General features: G+C 38.0%; 23 protein-coding genes and 1 other RNA gene. 20 read left to right on the top strand and 4 right to left on the bottom strand.

Features of this window, described 5'->3' with window-relative positions; translation table 11 throughout:
• Positions 1–266 precede the first annotated feature (266 nt).
• The 13 genes from DWZ47_RS28595 (at position 267) to DWZ47_RS28540 (ending at position 9,694) form a co-directional block, all read left to right on the top strand.
• Positions 267–1,709, top strand: a complete 1,443-nt coding sequence (locus tag DWZ47_RS28595; protein WP_117515520.1) for a leucine-rich repeat domain-containing protein — start codon at positions 267–269, stop codon at positions 1,707–1,709.
• 57 nt (positions 1,710–1,766) lie between these two features.
• Positions 1,767–2,435 carry a hypothetical protein gene (locus DWZ47_RS28590; protein WP_410492102.1) on the top strand — a complete coding sequence of 223 codons (669 nt, stop codon included), beginning with the start codon at positions 1,767–1,769 and terminating at the stop codon, positions 2,433–2,435.
• Positions 2,436–2,441: 6 nt separating this feature from the next.
• On the top strand, positions 2,442–4,694 hold the full coding sequence (locus DWZ47_RS28585; RefSeq protein WP_117515518.1) for a hypothetical protein: 2,253 nt from the start codon (positions 2,442–2,444) through the stop codon (positions 4,692–4,694).
• On the top strand, positions 4,684–4,959 hold the full coding sequence (locus tag DWZ47_RS28580; protein ID WP_117515516.1) for a hypothetical protein: 276 nt from the start codon (positions 4,684–4,686) through the stop codon (positions 4,957–4,959). Before DWZ47_RS28585 ends, DWZ47_RS28580 begins: the two co-directional genes overlap by 11 nt.
• Before the next feature lie 24 nt (positions 4,960–4,983).
• On the top strand, positions 4,984–5,265 hold the full coding sequence (locus tag DWZ47_RS28575) for a hypothetical protein (protein WP_117515514.1): 282 nt from the start codon (positions 4,984–4,986) through the stop codon (positions 5,263–5,265).
• Between the two features lie 14 nt (positions 5,266–5,279).
• Complete coding sequence (locus tag DWZ47_RS30520) at positions 5,280–5,423, top strand: hypothetical protein (protein WP_158570404.1); 144 nt, start codon at positions 5,280–5,282, stop codon at positions 5,421–5,423.
• Positions 5,416–5,682, top strand: coding sequence for a hypothetical protein (locus DWZ47_RS28570; protein WP_147330801.1), 267 nt, complete (start codon positions 5,416–5,418; stop codon positions 5,680–5,682). The genes DWZ47_RS30520 and DWZ47_RS28570 overlap by 8 nt, the downstream gene beginning before the upstream one ends.
• Positions 5,683–5,695: 13 nt before the next feature.
• Positions 5,696–5,950, top strand: a complete 255-nt coding sequence (locus DWZ47_RS28565) for a hypothetical protein (RefSeq protein ID WP_008777313.1) — start codon at positions 5,696–5,698, stop codon at positions 5,948–5,950.
• Positions 5,951–6,484: 534 nt separating this feature from the next.
• Positions 6,485–6,754 carry a hypothetical protein gene (locus tag DWZ47_RS30790; RefSeq protein WP_147330800.1) on the top strand — a complete coding sequence of 90 codons (270 nt, stop codon included), beginning with the start codon at positions 6,485–6,487 and terminating at the stop codon, positions 6,752–6,754.
• A gap of 410 nt (positions 6,755–7,164) precedes the next feature.
• Positions 7,165–7,419, top strand: coding sequence for a hypothetical protein (locus DWZ47_RS28555; protein ID WP_117515508.1), 255 nt, complete (start codon positions 7,165–7,167; stop codon positions 7,417–7,419).
• Positions 7,420–7,485: 66 nt separating this feature from the next.
• On the top strand, positions 7,486–8,142 hold the full coding sequence (locus tag DWZ47_RS28550; protein WP_199488168.1) for a hypothetical protein: 657 nt from the start codon (positions 7,486–7,488) through the stop codon (positions 8,140–8,142).
• A 371-nt stretch (positions 8,143–8,513) separates the two neighbouring features.
• Positions 8,514–9,116: a riboflavin synthase gene (locus DWZ47_RS28545; RefSeq protein ID WP_004303876.1), complete on the top strand. Its 603-nt coding sequence runs from the start codon at positions 8,514–8,516 to the stop codon at positions 9,114–9,116.
• A 32-nt stretch (positions 9,117–9,148) separates the two neighbouring features.
• On the top strand, positions 9,149–9,694 hold the full coding sequence (locus DWZ47_RS28540; RefSeq protein WP_032843709.1) for a nitroreductase family protein: 546 nt from the start codon (positions 9,149–9,151) through the stop codon (positions 9,692–9,694).
• Between the two features lie 213 nt (positions 9,695–9,907).
• Here the strand turns inward: DWZ47_RS28540 and DWZ47_RS28535 are convergent, their stop codons facing one another.
• The 3 genes from DWZ47_RS28535 to rnpB form a co-directional block, all read right to left on the bottom strand.
• On the bottom strand, positions 9,908–13,192 hold the full coding sequence (locus tag DWZ47_RS28535) for a S41 family peptidase (protein WP_009000082.1): 3,285 nt from the start codon (positions 13,190–13,192) through the stop codon (positions 9,908–9,910).
• A gap of 51 nt (positions 13,193–13,243) precedes the next feature.
• Complete coding sequence (locus DWZ47_RS28530) at positions 13,244–14,563, bottom strand: YihY/virulence factor BrkB family protein (protein WP_004296663.1); 1,320 nt, start codon at positions 14,561–14,563, stop codon at positions 13,244–13,246.
• Positions 14,564–14,675: 112 nt separating this feature from the next.
• An RNA gene (rnpB, locus tag DWZ47_RS28525) (RNase P RNA component class A) lies at positions 14,676–15,061 on the bottom strand.
• 98 nt (positions 15,062–15,159) lie between these two features.
• Between rnpB and DWZ47_RS28520 the strand changes: the two genes are divergently transcribed.
• From DWZ47_RS28520 to DWZ47_RS28490, 7 genes are all read left to right on the top strand, one after another.
• Positions 15,160–16,140 carry an NlpC/P60 family protein gene (locus DWZ47_RS28520; RefSeq protein WP_004303867.1) on the top strand — a complete coding sequence of 327 codons (981 nt, stop codon included), beginning with the start codon at positions 15,160–15,162 and terminating at the stop codon, positions 16,138–16,140.
• A 4-nt stretch (positions 16,141–16,144) separates the two neighbouring features.
• Positions 16,145–17,296 carry a dipeptide epimerase gene (locus DWZ47_RS28515; RefSeq protein WP_008651520.1) on the top strand — a complete coding sequence of 384 codons (1,152 nt, stop codon included), beginning with the start codon at positions 16,145–16,147 and terminating at the stop codon, positions 17,294–17,296.
• 219 nt (positions 17,297–17,515) lie between these two features.
• Positions 17,516–19,051: a trypsin-like peptidase domain-containing protein gene (locus tag DWZ47_RS28510; RefSeq protein ID WP_004296667.1), complete on the top strand. Its 1,536-nt coding sequence runs from the start codon at positions 17,516–17,518 to the stop codon at positions 19,049–19,051.
• A gap of 184 nt (positions 19,052–19,235) precedes the next feature.
• Entirely contained in the window at positions 19,236–20,096 is an 861-nt protein-coding gene (locus tag DWZ47_RS28505; protein WP_002561589.1) for an RNA polymerase sigma factor RpoD/SigA, read from the top strand.
• Between the two features lie 134 nt (positions 20,097–20,230).
• Positions 20,231–20,854, top strand: a complete 624-nt coding sequence (locus DWZ47_RS28500; RefSeq protein ID WP_117515506.1) for a murein L,D-transpeptidase catalytic domain-containing protein — start codon at positions 20,231–20,233, stop codon at positions 20,852–20,854.
• Positions 20,855–20,931: 77 nt separating this feature from the next.
• Entirely contained in the window at positions 20,932–21,333 is a 402-nt protein-coding gene (locus DWZ47_RS28495; RefSeq protein WP_004303864.1) for a hypothetical protein, read from the top strand.
• Between the two features lie 91 nt (positions 21,334–21,424).
• On the top strand, positions 21,425–22,603 hold the full coding sequence (locus DWZ47_RS28490; RefSeq protein ID WP_004303863.1) for a clostripain-related cysteine peptidase: 1,179 nt from the start codon (positions 21,425–21,427) through the stop codon (positions 22,601–22,603).
• 1,684 nt (positions 22,604–24,287) lie between these two features.
• Here DWZ47_RS28490 and DWZ47_RS31180 read toward each other — a convergent pair.
• Positions 24,288–24,515, bottom strand: a 228-nt coding sequence (locus tag DWZ47_RS31180) for a hypothetical protein (RefSeq protein WP_410492101.1), incomplete at its 5' end; no start/stop codon positions are given.

Here is a 24,515-nt window from a genome sequence, read left to right as displayed (position 1 = left end):
ATATTTCTGACTTATTATCTATAAAATATTGAGTAATAATCGGTTGTAAATACCAAAATTGCACTTATCTGAAATCTATTGTTATTTCCGAGTATGTTACTGATATTTTTAACGTTGATGATTTTTATTGTGATGGTGGAAGTTGGAATGACCAATGTTATTCTCCTTTTAATGGTTGTAGGCAACTTGAAGAGTTCATAGTATCAGAAAATAATAGGCACTTCTCCTCAAAAGACGGTGTTCTATTTAACAAAAGTCAAACGAGATTGATTTCTGTTCCATTCGCCAAAAAAGGTGTATATATTATTCCTTCAGGAGTAACCCGAATTGATTCTGACGCTTTGTCTGAGTGTCTTTATATTACCTCTTTATATATACCTGTAAATGCTGTCTTCAGCTCTTATACACCTTCGAATGTATATCTTTATAAACTGGAACAACTAGAATATTTAGACATATATGATACTGTATTTACTAATGAATTTGGGGGAATTTATTCTTGTCCTAAATTAAAAGAAATAAGATTGCATGGTAAAGCATCATTTGCTTTTTATTCCGAATGTCCTAATCTAAATCGTATTAACTATGATGACTATTTCCTCTATTTTAACAAAGAGAATGAGCGTTTTTCTGTCATATTTAAAGATGTTGAGTCTGTTCCTGACTACATTTTTTATCAGAACAATAAAATAGAAAGTGTTATGATTCCGTCTGTAACAAAAACAATTGGTAAAAGTGCTTTTGCAGAATGTGAATATTTAGAAACTGTAGATATTGGAGGAGTGGTTGAAATAGGTGCATCTGCATTTGAGTGTTGCCAGAATTTATCTCATATAAAATTAGGAAAGAATTTACGTCGAATTGGAATATCTTCTTTTTCTGGATGTATCAAATTAGAAAAAATATCATTACCTAGTTCCGTTATCGAAATAGATAGATACAGCTTCGCATTATGTAATAATTTATACGAGGTAGAAATGTCTAATAGTCTTGAATTTATCCATGAAGGAGCTTTTTGTTCTTGTGAAAGATTATTTCGTTTTGAATTGACAAATCAGATAAAAGAAATTGAAAAAAATGTATTTAAAGATTGCTCTAGTCTCAAGTATATAAAAATTGGAGAGAATGTAAAAGTTATAGGAGAAAAAGCCTTTGCTAATTGTTGTAATTTAGTAGAAATATACTGTTTGGCACTCAAACCACCCTATGTACATGTTACAACATTTGATGGGATAAATCTACAAGACTGCGAATTACATACAAAATCTTGCTGCCTTAAAGCATATAAGGAAAATGAACAATGGAAACACTTTATAAAAGAAGAAATACAATTTTTGCAACAACCTATTACGAATAAGCAATTGTCAGTATCCATGTTTGATACTTTTTTCGATAAATGTAAAAACGAATTTGTTTATCAAAGAGGAGAAATGCAATATGACAATTTATATGACAAAATAAAAAAGACTTCTAATTTAAAGATTTTATGCGAATTATCAAAACTAAGAGGAGTTGCACCAAATGCTGCTGATTTTAAAATAGTTGCAATGACACCAAACACCTTATTTGGTTTCAAGCAACTCTTAACAAAAATGGGCGCTCTTATTGCTTTAAAAATTTGGCATGAAACAGTAAATTATGAATATAGTATTGCTACCGATATTGCCCTATATAAAACGGCTCAAAATATAATAAAACTAATATCATAATTTCCCTAAAAATAAGAGTTCTAGCTTTGGAATAGTAATTATACAATATTGAATATTATGAACTATATCTTGCAATTTATATATAGTATGTGGGTGTTAGTTTTATTACTATCTTGTACTAGTAAAAAGGATAGTAATACACAAGCTACTATTGACAGCCTATCTATATATGATAATCATCCTACTTTGGATATATCAGAAGCTAAGCATTTGCAATGGGTAGATTCTGTATTAGGAGTAAAAGGTGTGAAACTGATTGATTATAGAAATGGGATATACCAATATGATGATACAAGGTTTTATTGGAATAGAACTTTTGATTATTTCTTAGTATATCCCTCTAGCTTTACACATGGAGAAGAATCAGATTTAGGCAATGGAAATCATTTCGTAAATGAAGATAGTACAATCTGTTTGAATGTGTATGCTACTTACTTCGATGTTTTTAAAGATGATTATTCGCTTCATGAATGGTTTGATATAATGATTGATACAGAAGTAGAACAAGGCAATAGAATTGTCAAGAAAGATATTACAGACCATAGTTATACTATTGAAGGTAATACTAAGGGTGGTAGATGTTTTTATAGTAAAGCTACTCATAAAAAAGCTTATGAACGTGAGATTATTGTAACAGTGAAATTGAAGTATACAGATTCAAGAAGAAAAGAGGTAGAGAAACTTTTACCAAATATATTCAAATATGTCTCAACAAATGAGTTATAAAAAACAATGGTGCTACGAATTGAAGATATATCTTTCATTGGTATATATATAAATGACAGTTTTAGAGACTTTAAAGATATAGATGATTATGCTAATTATCATGTATCATTATTAAATAATAAAAGATATAATGCCTTCACTGGAGATTTTATTGATAGAGTAGTTAAAGGTGGATATGCTACTGACCCTAATTATAAGAGAGCATTATCTAATGTATATAATCAGATAGCTAAAGCCCAAGAAGGAATGAAGATTCCTAAATTAAAGGGTGCAGGAGAGTTAAAAGCCAGAATATTAAGACGATTTAGACAAGAGAAATCAGATGCTCATAATGAAGAACTAATTGGTTTCGATTGGAGTAGATATAAATCTAATAAACCTAAGCCAGAAACTACACCTACTCAAAGTGAACAGTTAGAGAATGGCGGTGTTATTAAAGCACAAGACGGAATAATAGCTCAAACTATTAATAAGGTTAAGAGTTTTCTTCCAAAAGAAGAACCTAAAGAGCCTATTAATGTTGTAGATGTTGCTAAAGAATATGCTCCTAGTGCTGTTGCTTCTATGCTTCTTGGTAATGTAAATCCATTTGTTAGTAAACTCTTAGAAGGAAAGAAACCTTCCCTTGATTATTCTCATAAATTCGGGAGTACAGGGAATAAGTTTGAAGAGTTTGCAAGTGTAATGACTCCTATCTTTAAAGAAGCATTAGAAGAAAATGGATTGCCCACTACTAATCTTAATAACTTAGTAAGGCAAGCAGCATTGGAAAGTAATTATGGATTAGACCCTAGAGGTGAAAGAGGGTTTAACTTAAGTGGAATTAAGCATCCAGGTGATTCAATAGCTCCCAAATATAAGAAGAGCAGATACAAAGACGGATTTGATTATATAGACTTTGATAATCTAAAAGACTATGCTAATTATAAAGTAAAAGTACTGAATGATAGATATAAAGCTCTAGATGCTAAAGATACTAATGACTTTATAGATAGATTACATGGAAATAATTCTGGAAAGTATAATTATAGTGCAGATAAAGATTCTTATAGAAGAAATTTGAATGGAACTTTATCACTTAATAAGTACTTAAAGAGAGGTGGTATTATTAAATATCAGAATCCTTCTAGTGGGATTCAGAGAAGAGATGCTATCAAAGATTATAGACCTCAAATTCAAGAGCCTATAAAGCAACAATATACTCCAACTTATTCTGAAATAAGTCAAGATAATAGAAGTGAATGGGAGAAATCACAAAGTCGTGAGAAAGCCGATAAAGCATATAAAGATTATATACAAGCTAAGAATACAGAAGAAGGTTTGCATAATTTGAATGGATTCCTTACTTTTACAGATTATGTGGGCTTAGGTACTGGTGTTGGAAGTATAGTTGGTAGAGGATTGAAGTATGCTGGTAAACAAGCCATAAAAAGAGCTACAAAGAATAAGATGCTAAAAGAATTAGGAGAAGATTATACTAACAGATTGATAAGGGCATTGGGAGATAGAAAAGACTCTAGACTTAATGCAACAATGAAATTTGGCAATATAACAGCCGAGTTTGCTGATTATTTAAAACAACAAGGAGTTGACATTTCCAAATTCACTGATAGAGATTTAATAAATCTGATGTCTCTGAGAAATGAAAGTGTAAATAGTAATCTACCTTTATCTGGCAGATTCTCTCTTATATCAGATAGAAGAAATAACGGGGTTCTATATTATCAGTCAGACTTATATTCTGGTAAGAATAATAAAATAGGACAATTATATGGAGAAGCTATAAATAAGGATTTAAAAGTCAGTTCTTTATCCAAAGAAAATCTAAGCACAAGTAAGGAGAAAGGAATAAGTGAGGATTTATATAATTCTGTTATTCAATATGCAAAGCAGAAAGGTTACAATGGTGTAAGGTCTGGAGATTTATTACAAAGTCCTGAAATTACTTATAAAGTTTGGGACAAGTTTTCTAATAAAGAACTTATTGGAACGTTTGGAGAACATTCCTTTAATTTTGGAGAAACTATTCGAAATCCTAAGAATAGAGTCACTACCATTTTTGACGGTAATGTTTATAGATTAACTACTCCAACAAAATTTATACCCACCAAAAACGAATGGATGTTTCATCCTAGCATTATAGACAAAAATACTGGTAAATTACAACCACCTAATTGGAATGATAGGAATATTTATAAAGTAACCCTTCCTGCTGGAATTAGTACTAATTATCTAAACAATAAACTAAATGAAGAATAATTATAAACTTTTATATAGCATCGCAACTCGTTATTATCATACTAATAATTTGGAGGCAGCTAAGATTCTATATGAAGAACTTGTAAGTAACAATATCATTCCAGAATTTGAATTTGATGTTGATTTATGGAATGAAATTGGGGCTAAGCATGGAGCTTGGATGTTTTTTAAAGATTCCATGTGGGATAAATGCGATGCTGAAGAAAAAGAACTTATACAAGTCTTGTCAAGGTTATATGTTAGGTTTATGAAATATGAAGAATGATAAATATAATAAGGAGAATGATAAATGAAAGAAAACATCAATTATAAAATACTATATAGAATATTAAGGCAATACTCCTATAACCGAAATATGGAGGCAATGAATATACTATATAAAGAACTCGTATTAGAGGGAGTTATTCCAGAATTCAAATTCAATATGGAAGTTTGGAAAAATGATAAATCGGGTAAAAATGTATGGAAATGGTATCAAGAAGGAATTTTAGATATTGAATGGGAAGAACCTATGTTAATCATATTATTAATGCAAGAATATCCTTATTTTATGGGAATATTAAACGAATAAATAAAATGATAAATATGACTGATGAACAAGTAGTAGAGAAGTTAATAGGAATATTACAGCCTATATACCAAGAAGGAAGATTAACCGAAGATGAAGTTAATGAGATATTTTATTATGCTACTATTGGCAACAGCATGGTAGAGCATGGATATGAATGAAACAAATAAATGGATTAGAGTGCAAAAGCATCCTATATTAAAATGTGGAGCAATAACTATAGAAAATAAGCAGGTTAATGTTATGGCACTGTTTAGGAACGGGAACAGTACTATAATGGTATGTTACGATAAGGAAAGCGAATACGCTTTTAGAAGAGAGAATGATAGGTCTGATTGGAAGCCTATTAAGTATATTCCGAGAGAAATATTGAATGAGTTAGGTGGAGGACCAATAATAGATGACTTTCCAAGAATATAAGAAATGAATAAATATGAACAAATGGATTTATATAACATCAAAGCATCCCTATGATGCAGCTTGCTCACTTGGGATAAATAAAGAAGTCTCGTTTATATTAACTGTCCCACATTTAAATTGGGATATGATAGAAGAGTACAAGTATTTAGCAGATAATCCAGATAATGCGGAGTTAGATGCAATAATAGTTAATGAGGTTGGGGTTATTGCCAATAGGAAGGTTTTAGAACATAATTTAAAAGAGCTTACAAAGATATTAAACAATTAAGTGCGGTAACTAATTTTAACACATATCGTTGGGTTAACTTATTAAAAATTAGTAACTTTGTAGAAATAAAAGTAGTCCAGTTCCCGCTAGAACCGTGAATAACTAATTAATCTCGTGGACTATTAATTATCTCATAATGTTTGCGAGGGGCTATGTTTATGATTATCTATGCAAAGATATGATTATTTTCTAAGATTAATAAAAAAGGTGGTATTGCAGTACCACCTTTACTGTTACATCTACTTGATTGAAATAATCTTGTAACTAAACCAACTAAATTTACCTATGAGGTAATCTTCTTCGATGTTCTCTCACGAACTCGACTTTGCCAAATCTTGTACGTTTGTATGCGTGTACAAGAACAGGCTTCTTCAAAATTGTTTGTAACGTATATTCCATTACTTTCCATTTAGAAGTTAATAACTAATTAATCTAGTAGATACTTGTTCAGTTATTACTTGATAGGAAGGTGGAGATATACGTTACAAATATATAAAAAGATAATTATAAATTAATAATTAAACAAATGAATAAATGAGATTCATAACTTTCGTAAGACAAATGTTTACTTCACATTCTGGAATCTCGTCTAAAAGAGTGTGTGGAGTAATAGGGTGGTTTGTTGCAGTTGTAGTACTTATATATTGTACTATAATGTGTATACAAGCACCATTAATGATAGATACATTTTTAATATGTGTTATGGCTTTATTAGGAATAGATTCAGTAACAGGTATTTGGAAAAAATTTAAAAGCGATGAAGGAAATTCTGAAGAAAATAGTAAACTTCCTAAAACAAAGTGACAAATTAAAACATTGTCTAGTTAATCTTTTAGTAATGTTAATTGCTGGAAGTATAAACATCTGGCTAGGTATAGGTCTGGCAGTAGGTTTATCATTAGGGAAAGAGTATTCGAAAATTCTTTCAATTGTAGAGAACAGCATTTAAAGAAATTCATTTGCTTTTTTTAGTTAACTATTCTCTCTATATACTATAAGTGGGTAGTTGTATTATATAGTAGTATATTATATTGGTAGAATACAGAATATGAGTTTTATTAGTTAAAATAATTCGATTTCTTTTGGGCATTATTAGATTTTGTATTACTTTCGCAGTACGTTCTCATAAAATAATAAGTTATCGAGCTTATAAACTGAATATCCAGTGAAGTGTGCTGGAGTAACTTATTAATAATTTCAAAAAACATTGAATTATGGAAGAGAACGCAAAAAATGTAAATGGTGCTGAAGAGCGTAAACGTGCAGAAATGCATAGAACTTATGGAATGTGGTATAAAGAGGGAGCAACAGCTTCCTACCTTGTTTCATGGTGTGATGCAAGAATAGCAGTATACAGTGAATGGATTAAGAACTGTATGGAACTGAAACATTCAAGTCAGGCACAGTTATTGAGTGGTATGTCTAAAGAAGCTCTTGAAGCTGCTTTAGCTACATTAAATGCTCAATAATACATTTACATTGGTATAGGGAACATCTTTAGGTGTTCCCTTTTTTATTTTTATATCTGTTGTATTATGAGTAGACCTATTAAATTCTCAAAACGGTATTGTAAAGTGTTAGGTAGTGTTTGTGCTGACAAGTACTATTCTGTATATTTATTTATGTATATTATTATTACGTATGCTTTAGAAAATAATGCGGCTTTCAATACTTTACTAAAGAATAAAAATAAACTATCTGCCATACACTTTATCAGGATGCAGGTAGATTGCTGTTTGGAAGTTTATGCTTGTCTCTTATATAGAGATAAGGAGCGATTCCTCAAATATTTCATGGACGGTAAACCTACTAATAAACTTTGTATCGGTAAACAATATCTTACTGCCGGCTATCTGTGCGGAGAATTGAATAAGAGGTATTCCGGAATATCAGAAATATACAAAGAGGGTTGCAGGTGGATTCACCCCAATAAAGTTATATTTAGATATACAGCTCCCCAATGTGACCCTAGTAAATCTGATATGTTTTTTATAGGCTATAAAGACAAACACTATTATGAAGACAGGGAACAGATAAAGGATATATATAAAGATATGCTATTAGTAAATCAAATACTATATGAATTACTAAAGGAGTTGGCAGAACCGTATAAGATTGTACATGGTAAAAAGCTAAGAATAGGGCAATTCTTTAAGTCTAAGAAGAAAATATCATTCAAGTTTTATGAATAATAGATTTTATTTTAGTGGGATAGAATCTACTATGTTTTTATAGGGAATACTATTTAGTAGAGCCAATTATTGTAAAGGGCAGTTGGCTTCGTGATTTTTCGGGTATTCTGAAGATGATTCGGCGTGAGAGCGAGAAATTTTGTGTTTCGAGATGATTTTCTCGGGCTAATTCGTATCTTTGTGCTGTTCTAGCAAGGCTTTTAAGTACAAAAATGAAGAACCATTCCTGTAAATGCTTAGTAATCAGATATGGTAATAAAAGCCCCATTTTTTTTTGCTCTTATTTTCTAAGCTGCTTCCTTATTCGTATCTTTGACCCTTGCATTAAGAGAGTACTTTCAATTGTAAAATCGTAAATAGTAAATAGAATTATGTTTTCTGGAATCGTAGAAGAATATGCTACTTTGGTAGCACTGGTGAAAGACCAGGAGAATATACACTTTACATTTAAGTGTTCGTTTGTGAATGAGTTGAAAATCGACCAGAGTATTTCTCACAATGGTGTATGCCTGACGGTAGTGACTCTGACGGATGATACGTATACGGTGACTGCCATGAAAGAAACATTGGAGCGTTCTAACCTCGGTTTGTTGAAAGTGGGGGATAAGGTGAACGTTGAACGTAGCATGATGATGAACGGTCGGTTGGACGGACATATCGTTCAGGGACATGTGGATCAGACTGCTACTTGTATCGATATTAAGGATGCGGAAGGCAGCTGGTATTTTACATTCCGATATGCGTTTGACAAGGAGATGGCGAAACGCGGATATATCACCGTGGATAAAGGTTCGGTGACTGTGAACGGTGTTAGCCTGACGGTATGTAATCCGACGGATGATACTTTCCAGGTGGCTATCATTCCTTATACATACGAGCATACGAACTTCCATACGTTTGAGATTGGCAGTGTGGTAAATATCGAATTCGATATTATCGGCAAGTATATCAGCCGGATGATTCAATATAAATAAGAAAATATAAATAAGTGACCGGAGGATTGGAAATGGCATATACTGATTTTCTTCAATTGGTGCAGGCTCGTCAAAGTGACCGTTCGTATGATAAGGAACGTCCGGTGGAGCCGGAAAAGTTGGAACGGGTACTTGAAGCTGCACGTTTGGCTCCTTCGGCCTGCAACGCACAACCTTGGAGGTTTGTGGTCATCACAGACAAGGAACTGGCTCAAAAAGCCGGGAAAGCTGCTGCTGGCTTGGGAATGAATAAGTTTGCCAAAGATGCTCCCGTGCATATTCTGGTTGTAGAAGAATCTGCTAATATAACCTCCCTGCTTGGCGGAAAGGTAAAAGGCAAGCATTTTCCGTTGATCGACATTGGAATAGTGGCTGCTCATATTTCTCTGGCAGCTGAAGCCGAAGGTTTGGGTTCTTGTATTCTGGGTTGGTTCGATGAAAAAGAGCTGAAACAGCTTGTCGGTATTCCTGCTTCGAAACGTTTATTGCTGGATATTGTCATTGGCTATCCGGCAAAGGAAAAACGTAAGAAGATAAGGAAGCCGAAAGAAAAGGTGATTTCATACAATCGTTATTGATTGAAAAATAATTATATTCTTAGCCCTTTAGGATAAGCATATAACAGAAAGCATCGTTGGTTTTAAAGGAAGGGGACGTTCCTTTTAAACCAACGATGCTTTCCTTTTAAAGGAACGACCTGTTTCTTTAAAACCAATAAATGGCTTTTTTAAGGTGTTGATAGTTAGCGTGTTATTGATGCCGCTTTTCCGGCGGCATCAATAATGCTATATTTATTTCTTTTTTGACAAATCTTTCAATAGGTAGTCTACTGCTGCTTTCAGTTGTGCATCTTCTCCTTTCAGGCTGGCTGCCGGTTCGTTATAAACTAGAATATCAGGTTGCAAGGTCTGATTTTCGAGATAGTTGCCTTGCATATCCATGCAACCCACCTGCGGGATACCGAATACAATAGACGGATCTATCTGGCGTTCCCACCACACGGCGGTCATTGTGCCTGCCACCGGGGCGCCTACCAGTTTACCAATGCCTAGAGTCTTATATACGTAAGGAGTGCCATGAGCATTGCTGTAATTGTCTTCACAAGTTAGCATGCATGAGGCTTTCAGCCATTTGTTGAATGGATCGCTACCGATATATTGTCCGCGTGGCACGAAACGTTGATATTCCTTTCCACTAAGTAAGGTGACTACATCATCGTGCAGCCATCCGCCACCATTATGGCGGGTATCTACCACTACGGCTTCTTTATTACGATAACGGCCGAGTAGTTCGGAATAGATCTTGCGGAAGCTGGGGCTGTCCATACCTTTAATATGTACATAAGCAATGCGTCCGCCGGAAAGCTCTTCCACTTTCTTGGCGCAGCGCTCTACCCAACGTTTGTAAAGCAGGTCGCTTTGGGTTCCATAGCTGATTGCTTTTACTGCTTCTTCAAAACGTTTTTTAGTAGAAGGATCGTATACGGTAAGTACTACTTTGCGTCCGACTTTGCCTTCAAATAACGGGAAGTAATCAGCACCGGCTTCAATCGCTGTGCCGTCTACTTTTTCAATGATGCAACCTGCCTTCACTTCTGTCTTTTTCTGGGTGAAAGGACTTTGCTTCATGATTTCCTTGATCTTTAACCCGGCACCGTCGTATGACTCATCGTAAAAGACTCCCAGAGTAGCGGTAGGCATTGCGCTGCCTCCTGCTGCAAACCGGGCTCCGGTATGGGAACCATTCAATTCGCCAAGCAATTCACTCAACATTTCCGTGAAGTCATAATTGTTGCTGATGTGGGGCAAGAAGCGTTCGTATGCTTTTTTATATCCTTTCCAGTCCACTCCATGCAAGTCGGCAATATAGAATTTGTCATTTACTTGCTGGCAAACGTGGTCGAAGATGTATGCGCGTTCATCATAAGGACGGTAATCGAAGAATGCTTCAAATTCTATCGGTGTAATTTTGCTACCGGCAATCTCTATTTTCTTCAATCGGCCACCTGTGCACATAAAGATATTCTTTCCTTCTTTATCCGGTATGAGTGAGCCGCCGCCAACTCCTTTCAATAATATTTTAGTCGTATTTTCTTTCAGTTTATGCTCCCAAAGGTCGTAGTCTCCTTCAAAAGCTGCCAGGTAATAAAGAATATCACCCTTCGGACTCATAACAGCGTCACCCAGGCGGGAAGAATTTACAGTTAGACGAACGATGCGGTCAAAACGATTCTCCAAATCGAATGTAAGAGGTTTCACTTCCGTACTGTCTTTTTTCGCATTCTCATTCTGGTTCGTTTTCTTCTTACTGTCTTTAGTGTCTTCTTTCTTCTCTGCCTTTTCTTTCTTGGCTTTTTCTTTTTCTGCTTTCTCTGCCTTTTCCGCTTCTTCAAGTAAGGCAATATCTTCTTTGCTCATCAGGAAGCGGTTGTAGGCATCGACGTCGAAAAACATAATATAGGTGTCGTCTTCACTTCCCCAGCTACCATGGCTACGGTATCCGGCACGGTCACTGTTCCATATCATTGCTTTTCCACCCAACACCCATTTGGCGTTGCTGTCGCTGTATCCGCTTTCGGTAAGATTGACCATTTCGCCTTTTCCGTCGGCTTTCAGCAAAACGACGTCTTTATTATTCCAGCCTCCTATGCCAATGAAGTCTGATAGAATCCATTGGCTGTCAGGGCTCCATTGGAACCATTGGTCACCGTCGGCATAAGAATATTGATATTTGGCATCCATCACTGTGCGCACAGCCTTGCTTTTTAGATTGATGACACGGATAGCGGTACGGTTCTCGAGGAAAGCAACCTCTTTACCGTCAGGACTGAATTGTGGTTGGAAAGAAGCGACTTTGGAGTTTGTCAAACGTTCTTCTTTCAATTCTGTGGCATAGGTGAATTGTTTCTCCTCTTTGCGTACGATGGTGGAAGTGTAAAGCTGCCACAATCCATCGCGTTCTGAAGAATAGACGAGTGTGCGTCCGTCGGGAGCGAAACTGATGTTACGTTCCTGATCGGGTGTGTTGGTGATTTGTTTGGTTGTTTTGTAGTCAATGGAGGTTACGTAAACATCACCGCGCATAATGAATGCGACTTCTTTTCCTTTGGGAGATACAGCGATGTCGGTAGCCCCGTTGGATTTGATTTGGCGGATAATATCTTTGTCATTCTTGTCTGCCAGGATACTTATATTTACCTTTTGGGGTTGTTTGCCCGGAGTAAGTGTATAAATTTCGCCGTCATAACCATAACAGAGTGTGCCGGTGGTTGAAATGCTTAGAAAACGTACGGGATGCTTTGTATGGAAAGTGATTTGTTGGGAAGTGGTGGTTCCGGGAGTACGTTGGAATATATTGAAGGAACCTTTCTCTTCACTTAGATAATAGAATGATTTACCATCAGGACTCCATACCGGTTCGCGGTCTTCACCTCCGAAAGTAGTTTGTTTTTGATAAACAGGTTTTTTCCCGGGAGTGTATGTCCAGATGTCACGGGCAATAGGGGATACCTGATGCTTGCGCCAATAGTCTTCGTATCCTTTCTTGTCCTGATAGAGCATCACTCCCTCCTTATTAATAGAGATGCACTCCATTGGCATGGATGAGAACATAGCGGGGCGTCCTCCCGTCACGGCTACCTCGTACACTTGCTGGAACTGACCGGAAGGAAATCCGGCATCTTCGGCAGAGGGAGCAATGTTGGCTGTGAATAAAATGTGTTTGTTGTCTTTGTAGGCAACAGGTTTCTCACTGCCTGAATGAGTGGTCAGTCGCTGGGGTGCTCCTCCTTCACTGGATACGACGAAAACGTCGAGACTTCCCATGCGATCCGATGCAAAGGCAATTTGTTTACTGTCGGGACTCCATACCGGTTCCGTATCAAAAGCCGGATTGGTGGTGATTTGTGTGGCACGTCCGCCGGTTGACGGTACCGTGTAGATGTCTCCTTTGTAGGTAAATGCAATGGTGGTTCCGTCTGGAGAAAGAGCGCAGTGGCGCATCCATAAAGGAGATTCTTGTGCAATGCTTGTCCCTGCTAGACAGATGACAAATGCACTTAGCAGTAGCTTTTTCATTTTTTCTAATATTGTGTTAAGTTCATTTTCGCGATTTAAGGTTTGACTTTCCTACAAATCCTTCAGTAATACTTTACTTGCTTTTTTATAGTATTCTTCTCTGGATTCGGTCAGCACCTTCCATTCGTCGTTGAATTCTTCGTCTTTGTCTATTTTGAAATTCTCGGAGCCGTATGTGTCCAAACGGTCCAGCAGGACAGCCACATTCAGTTGATTGATATCCATTGAAGGCTGGTAACCGATTTCTTCGCTTTTTTCGTCGGTAACAACCTCGTGAATCAATTCTATTTCCTGTAACTGATAAAGTACCTGATTTGTCAGTCGGATGGGGATCTGATGCTCCTCCGATATTTCTGCAGCCGTATAGGGCGGTTCGTTCTTTTCGAATCGTTTGGCTATGAGTGACATAATCAGGATGGATATAAAATCCCGGTATCGTCTGCTGATGTTCCGGGTGTCCTGGTCAAAGCTAAAGCTGCGGATATTCTGTCCGGCATACGTCAGTTCGGCTCCAAACAAACAGATTGTCCAGGATATCTGCAACCAAAGCAGAAATAAGGGAAGTGCGGCAAAACTACCATAAATGGCATTGTACTTTGACACCCACAACTGGCTGTTGATGTACAGGAACTGAAAAGCCTGATAAGCAGACCCTGCCAGAATACCTGCAATGAGAGCGTGTTTGAATTTCACTTTCGTGTTCGGCATGAAGATGTACAGCCCGGTGAACATCAGCCATGTCAGGACAAAAGGAATAAGCCGTATCATGAATTTCATAACAGGAGCGAGCAGGACGAAATCATCCATCTGCTTGAGAATGGTGCTCATAAACAGAGAAAGTCCTCCGGATACCACGATCAGAATCGGCATCAGCAGGAACATGGAGAAATAGTCCGTAATCTTGCGATACATGGATCGTGCTTTTTTCACTTCCCAGATACGGTTGAAGGTGATTTCAATATTACTGACCAGATTGATAACCGTCCATAACAACATTACCAAACCAACTCCAATGAAAATACCTCCTTTGGTCTGTGAAAGATAGGAATTGACAAATGAGAGAATGGCCTCCGTTGTTTCTGTATTTCCTCCAAAACCGTTGCGGAACTGATGTTCCATCAGGTTGTCGAACCCGAAACCACGCGCTACGGCAAACAGGATGGCAAGTATCGGTACAATGGCAAGCAATGTGCTATAAGTAAGTGCAGAAGCTTTATTGGCCATCCGGTCTTTGGTAAACCGATTGATACAAAGATAGACGGTCTTTATAATATTGTAGAGTGAGAACTTGGTCCGGGTCACTTCGTCTTCCGTAATGCGCCAGATGTCATACGTAAGAAACTTCCATATATCGGTGATTTTCTTCTTCATAGTTCTTCGCTAATTACTAATTGCAAGCAACTAATTACTGATTACAACAGACTTGCTCGAACAGTCGATCCTCATCCATTAGTCATTTGTAATTAAATGGATAATTAAAAGAAAAAGCAGTCAGCCTATAAGCCGAGTTCTGTACCCATATAATTTCCAATTATTAATCTTTAATTATATCAGGTGCCTGTCATTTATCTGAGTGGCGTGTCACCACGACACTTTAGCGGTCTACCCTCCGACATGGAGCGAGCAACTCTCATAACGCCGGTTTACATGACCTTACAACTCCTAAGACGTACAGCCCGCATGTCGCCATGCGACTGGTGGGCTCTTACCCCACCTTCTCACCCTTACCTCTCCCCGAAAGGAGCGGCGGTTATTTTCTTCTACGTTACTCTACCCTCGCGGACAGCTTTCTGTTAGGAAGTAGGATGCTCTATGTTGCCCGGACTTTCCTCCTGCACGAAACATGCACGCGACAGACCGGCCAACTGCTTTAGACTGCAAAAATACGTCATTTATTTTGTTTTAGCCAAAGAAAGTATCACAAATAGAAATAATTTCTAACTTTGCTATCATTAAAATGGATTTTAATGAAGAAGAATATCCTCCTTTTCTATTGTTTCCTGGCGATGATGGCAGCTAGCCTGAAAGCACAGGAAATACGTCCCATGCCTGCCGATTCGGCTTATGGGGTAGTACATATTTCAGTTTGCAATTTGCGCGAGGAAGGCAAATTTACTTCCGGCATGAGTACGCAGGCATTGTTGGGAATGCCGGTCAAGGTGCTTCAGTATAACGGCTGGTACGAGATACAAACACCGGATGATTATACCGGATGGGTGCACCGGATGGTGATTACCCCCATGTCGAAAGAACGGTATGATGAATGGAACCGGGCAGAAAAGATAGTGGTTACCTCGCACTACGGATTTGCGTATGAAAAACCGGATGAGAGTTCCCAACCCGTATCCGATGTTGTTGCGGGCAATCGTTTGAAGTGGGAGGGGAGCAAAGGACATTTCTATCAAGTGTCTTATCCCGACGGACGGAAAGCATATCTTTCGAAATCCATTTCCCAACCGGAAGCGGAATGGCGAGCTTCACTGAAACAAGATGTTGAAAGTATCATTGAAACAGCTTACTCGATGATGGGAATTCCTTATCTATGGGCAGGAACCTCTTCCAAGGGAGTGGATTGTAGCGGACTGGTACGGACCGTACTTTTTATGCATGACATTATTATCCCGAGAGATGCCTCTCAACAGGCCTATGTGGGCGAACATATCGATATTGCTCCTGACTTCTCTAATGTCAAACGGGGAGATCTGGTGTTTTTCGGCCGGAAAGCGACTGCGGAACGTAAAGAAGGTATTTCTCACGTCGGCATTTACCTCGGAAACAAGCAGTTTATCCACGCATTGGGAGATGTGCACGTCAGCAGCATGAATCCTGCGGATCAAAACTATGATGAATTCAACACGAAGCGTTTACTTTTTGCTGTCCGTTTCTTACCTTATATAAATAAGGAGAAAGGAATGAATACCACAAATAAGAACCCCTTTTATCAATAAAAGAATGCAGAACAGGAGAGATTTTTTGAAAACGGCAGCTTTGGCTGCTTTCAGTTCGGGGTTAGTAGCCCGTCAGGCACTAGCCGGAGAATCGTTGCTTTCTACCATTCATATAAATAAGCTCGGTTTGGGAGGGAAGATGAAAATGACTTTTTTCCCTTATGAATTGAAGTTGAGGCACGTGTTTACAGTTGCCACTTATTCGCGTACAACAACTCCCGATGTGCAGGTAGAAATAGAATATGAAGGCGTGACGGGATATGGAGAAGCCTCTATGCCTCCTTATTTGGGAGAAACAGTAGAGTCTGTGATGAATTTCCTTGGGAAAGTGAATCTGGAACAGTTTAGTGATCCTTTTCAGCTAGATGACATTTTGTCATACGTTGACAGCCTCTCGCCAAAGGATACGGCAGCGAAAGCTGCGGTAGATATCGCCCTTCATGATCTGGTAGGGAAACTATTAGGCGCTCCCTGGTATAAGATATGGGGATTGAACAAAGAAAAGACACCTTCCACTACCTTTACGATAGGCATCGATGCGCCGGATGTAGTGCGGGCGAAAACAAAAGAGTGTGCCGATCAGTTTAATATATTAAAGGTGAAACTGGGACGGGACAATGATAAGGAGATGATTGAAACCATTCGTTCGGTAACAGACCTTCCGATAGCGATAGATGCCAATCAAGGATGGGCAGACCGCCAATACGCGCTCGATATGATTCATTGGCTGAAAGAAAAAGGCGTTGTGATGATAGAACAGCCCATGCCTAAGGAGAAGCTAGAGGATATTGCCTGGATAACACAACAGAGCCCGCTACCGATATTTGCGGATGAATCCTTGCAGCGTCTGGGAGATGTAGCCGCTTTAAAAGGCGCTTTCACGGGAATCAATATAAAGCTGATGAAGTGTACCGGTATGCGTGAAGCATGGAAGATGGTGACATTGGCTCATGCACTCGGCATGCGTGTCATGGTGGGCTGTATGACAGAGACTTCCTGTGCTATTTCTGCAGCTTCACAGTTCTCGCCATTAGTGGATTTTGCCGACCTGGATGGCAACCTGCTTATCTCTAATGATCGCTTTAAAGGGGTGGAAGTGGTGAAAGGAAAGATCACTCTGAATGACTTACCTGGAATCGGTGTCATGAAAATCTGACTTTACTGAATGAATGTCAGAGTGTTAAAGCCATCTGACATACAACGAATGTAAATTTGTCAGGTGTTGTCGTTAACCGCTGTTAAGCTCCAAATATTCTCTGTTAAAAGTGGACAAAAAAGAGTGACAAGTAGAATAAGTGAACGATATTTGTTATTATTTTAACGTCGTAAAAGTTAAAACAATGTCGAATATTAACAATTTAAAGAATTATAAATCATGAAACAGACAACAAAGAACATTCTGGGAGTAGGAGCAATCATTCTTCTTAGCTCAGGAGTTGCAGGATTGACAACTTACAAATTGTTGCAATCTAACGAATCTGCAAAAGAAACATCTTTTAATGAGATGTTCAAGCAGAATCCCAATGTCAAATTGGCTGCTTTTGACGCTGTGAACGCTCAACCTGTTGATTTGACACAGGCTGCCGAGAATTCACTTCATGCTGTCGTACATATAAGGTCTACTCAAGAAGCTAAAACAAGAACTGTTCAGCAAGCGCCGGACATTTTCGATTTCTTTTTTGGTGATGGACGCGGACAGCAACGTCAGGTACAGTCTCAACCTCGTGTAGGTTTTGGTTCGGGAGTAATCATCTCGAAGGATGGATATATCGTAACGAATAATCATGTGATTGAAGGTGCGGATGAAATCAGTGTGAAACTGAATGATAACCGTGAGTTTAAGGGACGCGTGATTGGTACTGACCCTAGCACCGACCTTGCGCTGGTGAAAATTGAGGGTGATGATTTCCCGACTATTCCGGTGGGAGATTCCGAAGCGTTGAAAGTAGGAGAGTGGGTATTGGCAGTAGGTAACCCGTTCAATTTGAACTCTACTGTAACTGCCGGCATCGTAAGTGCAAAAGCCCGTTCTCTGGGAGTATATAATGGTGGTATAGAATCATTCATCCAGACGGATGCTGCCATCAACCAGGGTAACAGTGGTGGTGCACTGGTAAATGCCAAAGGTGAATTGGTTGGTATCAATTCAGTGCTTTCTTCTCCGACAGGTGCTTATGCAGGATACGGTTTTGCTATCCCGACCAGCATTATGACGAAAGTAATTGCCGACTTGAAACAATATGGAACAGTACAACGTGCATTGCTCGGTATTCGTGGTGGCTCTATCGGTAGCAGTTTGATGGACGACCGTCAACCGATTGACAAATCCGGTAAGACATTGGCAGATAAAGCTAAAGAACTGGGTGTTGTAGAAGGAGTATGGGTTTCTGAAATCGTAGAGAATGGTTCTGCTGCCGGAGCTGATATCAAAGTCGATGACGTAATTATCGGTGTGGATAATAAGAAAGTATCCAATATGGCTGACTTGCAGGAAGCACTTGCTAAACATCGTCCGGGTGATAAGGTGAAAGTAAAACTGATGCGCGATAAGAAGGAAAAGACCGTTGAAGTAACGTTGAAGAACGAGCAAGGTACTACCAAGATCGTGAAGGATGCAGGCATGGAAATCCTGGGAGCTGCTTTCAAAGAGTTGCCGGATGACTTGAAGAAGCAATTGAATCTAGGTTACGGTCTGCAAGTGACAGGAGTTTCTTCCGGTAAGATGTCAGATGCAGGAGTTCGTAAAGGCTTCATTATCCTGAAAGCTAATGACCAGCCGATGCGCAAAGTCAGCGATCTGGAAGAAGTAATGAAAGCTGCTGTTAAGTCTCCGAACCAGGTATTATTCCTGACCGGTGTGTTCCCATCAGGTAAACGCGGATATTTCGCTGTCGATCTGACTCAAGAGTAATATATAAAAATAAGGTAAGAAGATTGCAGGATAAGCTAATGAAATAGAAAAAGGATGCCGCCAATCAACTTGTCGGCATCTCTTTTTGTTTTATTAGATGAAAAATATAGTGTAAAAGTTACTTAATTTTGTATGTTAACAAATTATTTGTCGTAACTTTGCACTCCAAATCTGTTTTTAAAGAATGAGACAACTAAAGATTACCAAAAGTATCACTAACAGAGAGAGCGCTTCTCTTGATAAGTATTTGCAGGAAATCGGCCGTGAAGACCTGATTACTGTCGAGGAAGAAGTGGAACTCGCTCAACGCATTCGTAAGGGTGACCGTGTAGCATTGGAAAAATTGACACGTGCCAATCTTCGTTTCGTCGTATCTGTGGCTAAACAGTACCAGAACCAAGGTTTGAGTTTGCCTGACTTGATTAATGAAGGCAATTTAGGACTGATTAAGGCTGCCGAGAAATTTGATGAAACACGTGGATTTAAGTTCATTAGCTACGCTGTATGGTGGATTCGCCAGTCTATTCTGCAAGCATTGGCAGAGCAGTCGCGTATTGTTCGTCTCCCGTTGAATCAGGTAGGTTCGCTGAATAAGATCAGCAAAGCCTTCTCGAAGTTTGAACAGGAAAACGAGCGGCGTCCGTCTCCCGAGGAGTTGGCAGACGAACTGGAAATTCCGGTTGATAAAATCTCTGATACGCTGAAGGTATCCGGCCGTCATATTTCGGTGGATGCGCCTTTTGTGGAAGGGGAGGATAACAGCCTGTTGGATGTGTTGGTTAACGATGATTCGCCAATGGCGGACCGCTCTCTGGTTAATGAGTCTCTTGCGAGGGAAATTGATAGAGCTCTTTCTACGTTAACCGATAGAGAAAAAGAAATCATTCAGATGTTTTTCGGTATCGGACAGCAAGAAATGACATTGGAAGAAATCGGCGATAAATTTGGCCTCACACGTGAGCGCGTTCGTCAGATTAAAGAAAAAGCAATTAGAAGACTTAGACAAAGTAATCGTAGTAAATTGCTCAAATCTTACTTGGGATAAGTAAGGAATATCAGTTTCTGAAAGAAAAAAGAATTTGAGTCGCATAAGTCGCACTTTTCATATAGAAGAATGTACTTATGCGACTTTTTACATAAGCCCCATTCTATAATTCAATCTTATACTATGTGAGTTTTATGAAAAAGTCAGTTTTAATATCATTGGTTCTTATTGTTTTGGGAGCAGGGCTGGTGGCGTATGCAAGATGTGCGGCATCCTTTTCTGATTCGGTGCCTGCTAAAGTAGAGCAGCGTTTGCGGGAAAAAGCACAGGCGGGAAAGGCTTATTGTGATAAGAATGGATATAATACGAATTATTGCTTTCTGGTAGATTTCAGTATTCATTCTGGTAAAAGGCGTTTCTTTGTATGGGATTTCAAAGGAGATTCCGTGAAGTATGCCAGTCTCTGTGCTCATGGATATGGGAAAAATAGCACTGTGTCCAAGCCTGTATTCAGCAATGTGGAAGGTAGTTATTGCTCTTCTTTGGGGAAATACAAGGTGGGTATCCGGTCGTATAGCAAGTGGGGAATCAATATTCATTATAAATTACATGGATTGGAAGCGACGAATGATAATGCTTTCAAGCGGTATATCGTGTTGCATTCTTATACTCCGTTGCCGGAAACAGAGGTGTATCCTTTGCATCTTCCGTTAGGAATCAGTCAAGGGTGTCCTGTAATATCCGATGAAGTGATGCGGAAAGTTGACGGGTTGCTCAAAGCGGAAAAGAAACCAGTCCTGCTATGGGTCTATGACTAAGAAATGCTATTTATTTGAGATAAATAGAGGTAATCTCCTCTTTTTTGTTACCTTTGCAAGGTTAAAAATTATATGATATGAAATACGTAAAAATACTATTTGCAATTGCACTTGTGTTTACCATGTGCTCCGCTTTTTCCTTGAAAAAAGACCACTCTAAACCGGTTTATGCTTTTGGAATTTCTGCTTCATTTACGGATACGGTAGTCTATTTCACGGATATTCAGATATTAGATAGTGCGAAGGTTAGCAAAGAAGGGTTCTTGGCTCATCGTGAATTATATAGTTATCAGTTGAAAAATTATCTGGAGGATAACCAACTGCAGCAGAATAGTACATGTATGATTTACTTCTCGGAAAACAGAAAGAAGTTGGAAAAAGAAGCAACGAAGATTCTGAATAAATATAAGAAGAATAATAGAATGACGGTATCGCGGATTGATTCAGATAAATTCCACTTTACGAAACCGGAAGAGTAATAAGCAATAACTTAATTGTTAATATAATAAGAGATGCAGGTTTGCATCTCTTATTTTTTTATCTTTGTCCCTGTTATAAATGAGGAATATTATGAAAAAGATTAAAATATTATCGCTTTTGTTCGTATGTTTGTCGATTTTCTTATCAGCTTGTGGTGATGATGATACTCCTGTTCCAGTAACGGTAAAAACAGTCTTGATGTATCTTGTTGGAGACAATGATATCAGTAATGATATATATAACAATATAGCATCAGTTGAACGAGGATTGAGCGAAGTTACGTCTCCTGGTACATTTGTAATTTATTGGGATGGTGGCAGTAGAAAAGGTGAGTTTCCTGTCCCGACTCTGTTTAAGTATGAAGTGGATGGCAAAGGTTCTGTCAGTAAAAGAGAAGTGATAAAAACTTATAGTAGCCAGAATTCAGTATCAAATGAGGTGATAATTAATGTATTGAAAGATGTGGAGGCTTACTGTCCAGCTGAAAAGTATAGTCTGATTTTGGGTTCTCATGCTACCGGATGGTTGCCTGCGGACTATAGTAAGAGCCGTTCTTTTGGTGACGACAATGGAGCTAAAATTCATATTCCTGATTTATCGAAAGCTTTAGAACAATCAGGTATTCATTTTGATTATATATTATTTGACGCTTGTTTAATGTCTCAAGTTGAGGTTGCTTATGAATTAAGAAATACTGCTGATTATTTAATTCTTTCTCCTGCAGAGGTTATGAGTGCGGGTTTTCCTTATTTCAAGATAACGAAATATTTATTGTCTGCGGATAACTCAGAGCAGAATGCTATAAATGTCGCAAAGGACTTTATTGATTACTATAAAAATGAATATAGTTATTCGTGGGGTACTATTGCGGTGATAAAAACGAATGAAATATCGGCATTGGCGAATATTACTTGTTCAATTATGAAACAGTATCAGGACAATCTGGTTAAGTTTGATAATAGAAAAATAGATTATTTTCAAGCCCATTATGGTTATGGGAGGTCTCCTTTGGATCATTCGGCATATGATTTTCGAGCTTTTATGCGTGAATTGACTGATAATAATATTCCTTCTGATTTTGAAGAGCAATTGGAAAGGGTAGTTATATATAAGAACTATGTTGACGATTATAAATTGGTGAATATAGATTCGGATATATATTCGGGTATCGGGTGTTATATACCGGATACTAGGTATTTAAAATGGAATACTTATTTTAGGACTTTGCAATGGTATTCGGCTACCGGATGGGATGAGACTGGCTGGTAAATGCAGGAGGATATTTTTCAGATGTCAACCAGGTGAGAGCTACCCTCCACAAAAAAAGTTATGAACAGCCCGGCGGGTACAAAAGGTACAGTAGGTACACTGCATATTTTTCTCACACACGTGCGTGCGTATAATAGGTATAGAAAGTACCGCTTGAGACTAAGTGGTTTCTATTGACAAACAGGGCAACCGCACCAAAAGTTTGTTTTATTTCCGCACGGTTCTGAACCATTTGATAACGGAACACCGTGTAACTTACCTCTTTCTTAATGAATAAAGTATAATAAATGCCACTATAAGATCATTGCCGTTCATCGATTTCACCTGATTGTCGAAATGCCGATGAATAAGGAGATAGCGGGTGAAGGCAAGTGGCAAATTCAGGCAAAACTGAACATTATCGGTTTCACCTTGTCTTTTCAAAATATTCCTTGAGCTAAAACTAATTTCATTATAGCTAATCCGGATATCATTATAGCTAATGAAAATATGCTTATAGCAAATCCACTGTCAGGTATTAACAGATAATCCATCAGGAGTTAATAGTATGGATGTCAAGTATTAACACCTTGATTATTATCTACTAACACTTGAGTTGGCAGATCTATATATTCAACACATTGTATCTATATACTTACCGCGTTGAATCTATACATTCAATACGGTGGCTCTATATGTCCAGCAATCGGTGTAAATAAATTTGAAAGGTGAAAGCAATAACGGGAGATTTCACCTTGATTTTTTCTACGCTTTCACCCGCTATCTCCTTATCCATCGATGTTTCAGAGATAAGGTGAAACTGGTGGAACTTATGACTCAAAAGTTCATGTTCTACTTATGCGAATCAGTAATTGAAAACAAATTTTCATTCATTTCCACACAGGTTTGAACAAGTTCATCCACACTAGATTTTGTTCCTTACCCGTTAAAATGAAACAAATTTTGGTGCGGTTCCTCTTGCTAATTTTATAAGACCTTACCTCATCTTGCGAGCTCTCTGCTGTTCTTGTTGTTTATATCCTGTTGCTCTTTCTCCCTTCATAAATTAGGAATAATACTGCACTCATTTGATTGAAACGCTTGATTGCATACAGCGTGTTTGTCAATGCAGGTGATAAGGGCATTATATAGCGCGCGTGTGCGTGTGTGATAGAGCCTCGAAAAAGTGTACCTGCTGTACCCGTTTGTTATTAACAGGGTAGTGCTTTGTTAATGCTAAAGCAGTGCTTTACGAGTGCTAAAGCTACGCTTTACGCTCTCTAAAGCTATGCTTTTTTTAAGTTCTTTCAAAGCGTCTGGTATTACTTTTGTTTCTTTGCTCATTCTCATGCCCCTTTCTCTACTGTTGAAAAAATATGTTCTACAACATCATTATCCTTCAGCGTTTTAGCAGATTCTTTCAAAAAAACTTCGAAAAAATAGTTTAATATATTTGGATTGTATACTAAAAGGGTGTACTTTTGCACCCGCTTTCCAAGAGAAGAAAGCCTTGCAGAATTGACATAGTGAAAAAGCGAGATTGCGCTTAAAGAAAAGAACAAAAAAACTTCCGAAAAGTTTTGGATTATAATAAATAAAGTTCTTATCTTTGCAGTCCGATTCGCAAAGAAAACGGCCTTTGTTTTTCTTTTATACATTCTTTCCCTTTCGCATAGAGAGCCTGAGAAATGAGTAAAAAGAAAAACTAAAAAAACTTCCGAAAAAGTTTGGTAGTTAAAAATAAAGCCTTTACCTTTGCACCCGCTTTTAAAACGAAAGCAACAAGTTCTTTGAAATATTGATAAACAATACAAGTAGTACAAGTAAAAAAAATAGAACCGTCAATACTTGTTTCCAGAGCAGCGATGTTCGAAGAAACGATAGGTATTTGAATAAGGTCAATAAATTTACGGCGTCCTGAACAGAGCAAAAA

The sequence above is a fragment of the Bacteroides sp. AF32-8BH genome (assembly GCF_003435205.1).
Taxonomy (GTDB): Bacteria; Bacteroidota; Bacteroidia; order Bacteroidales; family Bacteroidaceae; genus Bacteroides; species Bacteroides ovatus.
Note: the sequence above shows the minus strand (reverse complement) of the source record. Positions and strands in the feature narration are given on the sequence as shown.

Bases quoted from the DNA above. Each gene is read 5' to 3' on its own strand.
- DWZ47_RS28575 (WP_117515514.1), top strand. From the start codon at position 4,984: ATGAAAGAAAACATCAATTATAAAATACTATATAGAATATTAAGGCAA.
- DWZ47_RS28580 (WP_117515516.1), top strand. From the start codon at position 4,684: ATGAAGAATAATTATAAACTTTTATATAGCATCGCAACTCGTTATTAT.
- DWZ47_RS28550 (WP_199488168.1), top strand. From the start codon at position 7,486: ATGAGTAGACCTATTAAATTCTCAAAACGGTATTGTAAAGTGTTAGGT.
- DWZ47_RS30520 (WP_158570404.1), top strand. From the start codon at position 5,280: ATGACTGATGAACAAGTAGTAGAGAAGTTAATAGGAATATTACAGCCT.
- DWZ47_RS28590 (WP_410492102.1), top strand. From the start codon at position 1,767: ATGAACTATATCTTGCAATTTATATATAGTATGTGGGTGTTAGTTTTA.
- DWZ47_RS28535 (WP_009000082.1), bottom strand. From the start codon at position 13,192: ATGAAAAAGCTACTGCTAAGTGCATTTGTCATCTGTCTAGCAGGGACA.
- DWZ47_RS30790 (WP_147330800.1), top strand. From the start codon at position 6,485: ATGAGATTCATAACTTTCGTAAGACAAATGTTTACTTCACATTCTGGA.
- DWZ47_RS28495 (WP_004303864.1), top strand. From the start codon at position 20,932: ATGAAATACGTAAAAATACTATTTGCAATTGCACTTGTGTTTACCATG.
- DWZ47_RS28515 (WP_008651520.1), top strand. From the start codon at position 16,145: ATGCAGAACAGGAGAGATTTTTTGAAAACGGCAGCTTTGGCTGCTTTC.
- DWZ47_RS28565 (WP_008777313.1), top strand. From the start codon at position 5,696: ATGAACAAATGGATTTATATAACATCAAAGCATCCCTATGATGCAGCT.
- DWZ47_RS28510 (WP_004296667.1), top strand. From the start codon at position 17,516: ATGAAACAGACAACAAAGAACATTCTGGGAGTAGGAGCAATCATTCTT.
- DWZ47_RS28545 (WP_004303876.1), top strand. From the start codon at position 8,514: ATGTTTTCTGGAATCGTAGAAGAATATGCTACTTTGGTAGCACTGGTG.
- DWZ47_RS28585 (WP_117515518.1), top strand. From the start codon at position 2,442: ATGGTGCTACGAATTGAAGATATATCTTTCATTGGTATATATATAAAT.
- DWZ47_RS28500 (WP_117515506.1), top strand. From the start codon at position 20,231: ATGAAAAAGTCAGTTTTAATATCATTGGTTCTTATTGTTTTGGGAGCA.
- DWZ47_RS28540 (WP_032843709.1), top strand. From the start codon at position 9,149: ATGGCATATACTGATTTTCTTCAATTGGTGCAGGCTCGTCAAAGTGAC.
- DWZ47_RS28520 (WP_004303867.1), top strand. From the start codon at position 15,160: ATGAAGAAGAATATCCTCCTTTTCTATTGTTTCCTGGCGATGATGGCA.
- DWZ47_RS28555 (WP_117515508.1), top strand. From the start codon at position 7,165: ATGGAAGAGAACGCAAAAAATGTAAATGGTGCTGAAGAGCGTAAACGT.
- DWZ47_RS28570 (WP_147330801.1), top strand. From the start codon at position 5,416: ATGAATGAAACAAATAAATGGATTAGAGTGCAAAAGCATCCTATATTA.
- DWZ47_RS28505 (WP_002561589.1), top strand. From the start codon at position 19,236: ATGAGACAACTAAAGATTACCAAAAGTATCACTAACAGAGAGAGCGCT.
- DWZ47_RS28490 (WP_004303863.1), top strand. From the start codon at position 21,425: ATGAAAAAGATTAAAATATTATCGCTTTTGTTCGTATGTTTGTCGATT.
- DWZ47_RS28530 (WP_004296663.1), bottom strand. From the start codon at position 14,563: ATGAAGAAGAAAATCACCGATATATGGAAGTTTCTTACGTATGACATC.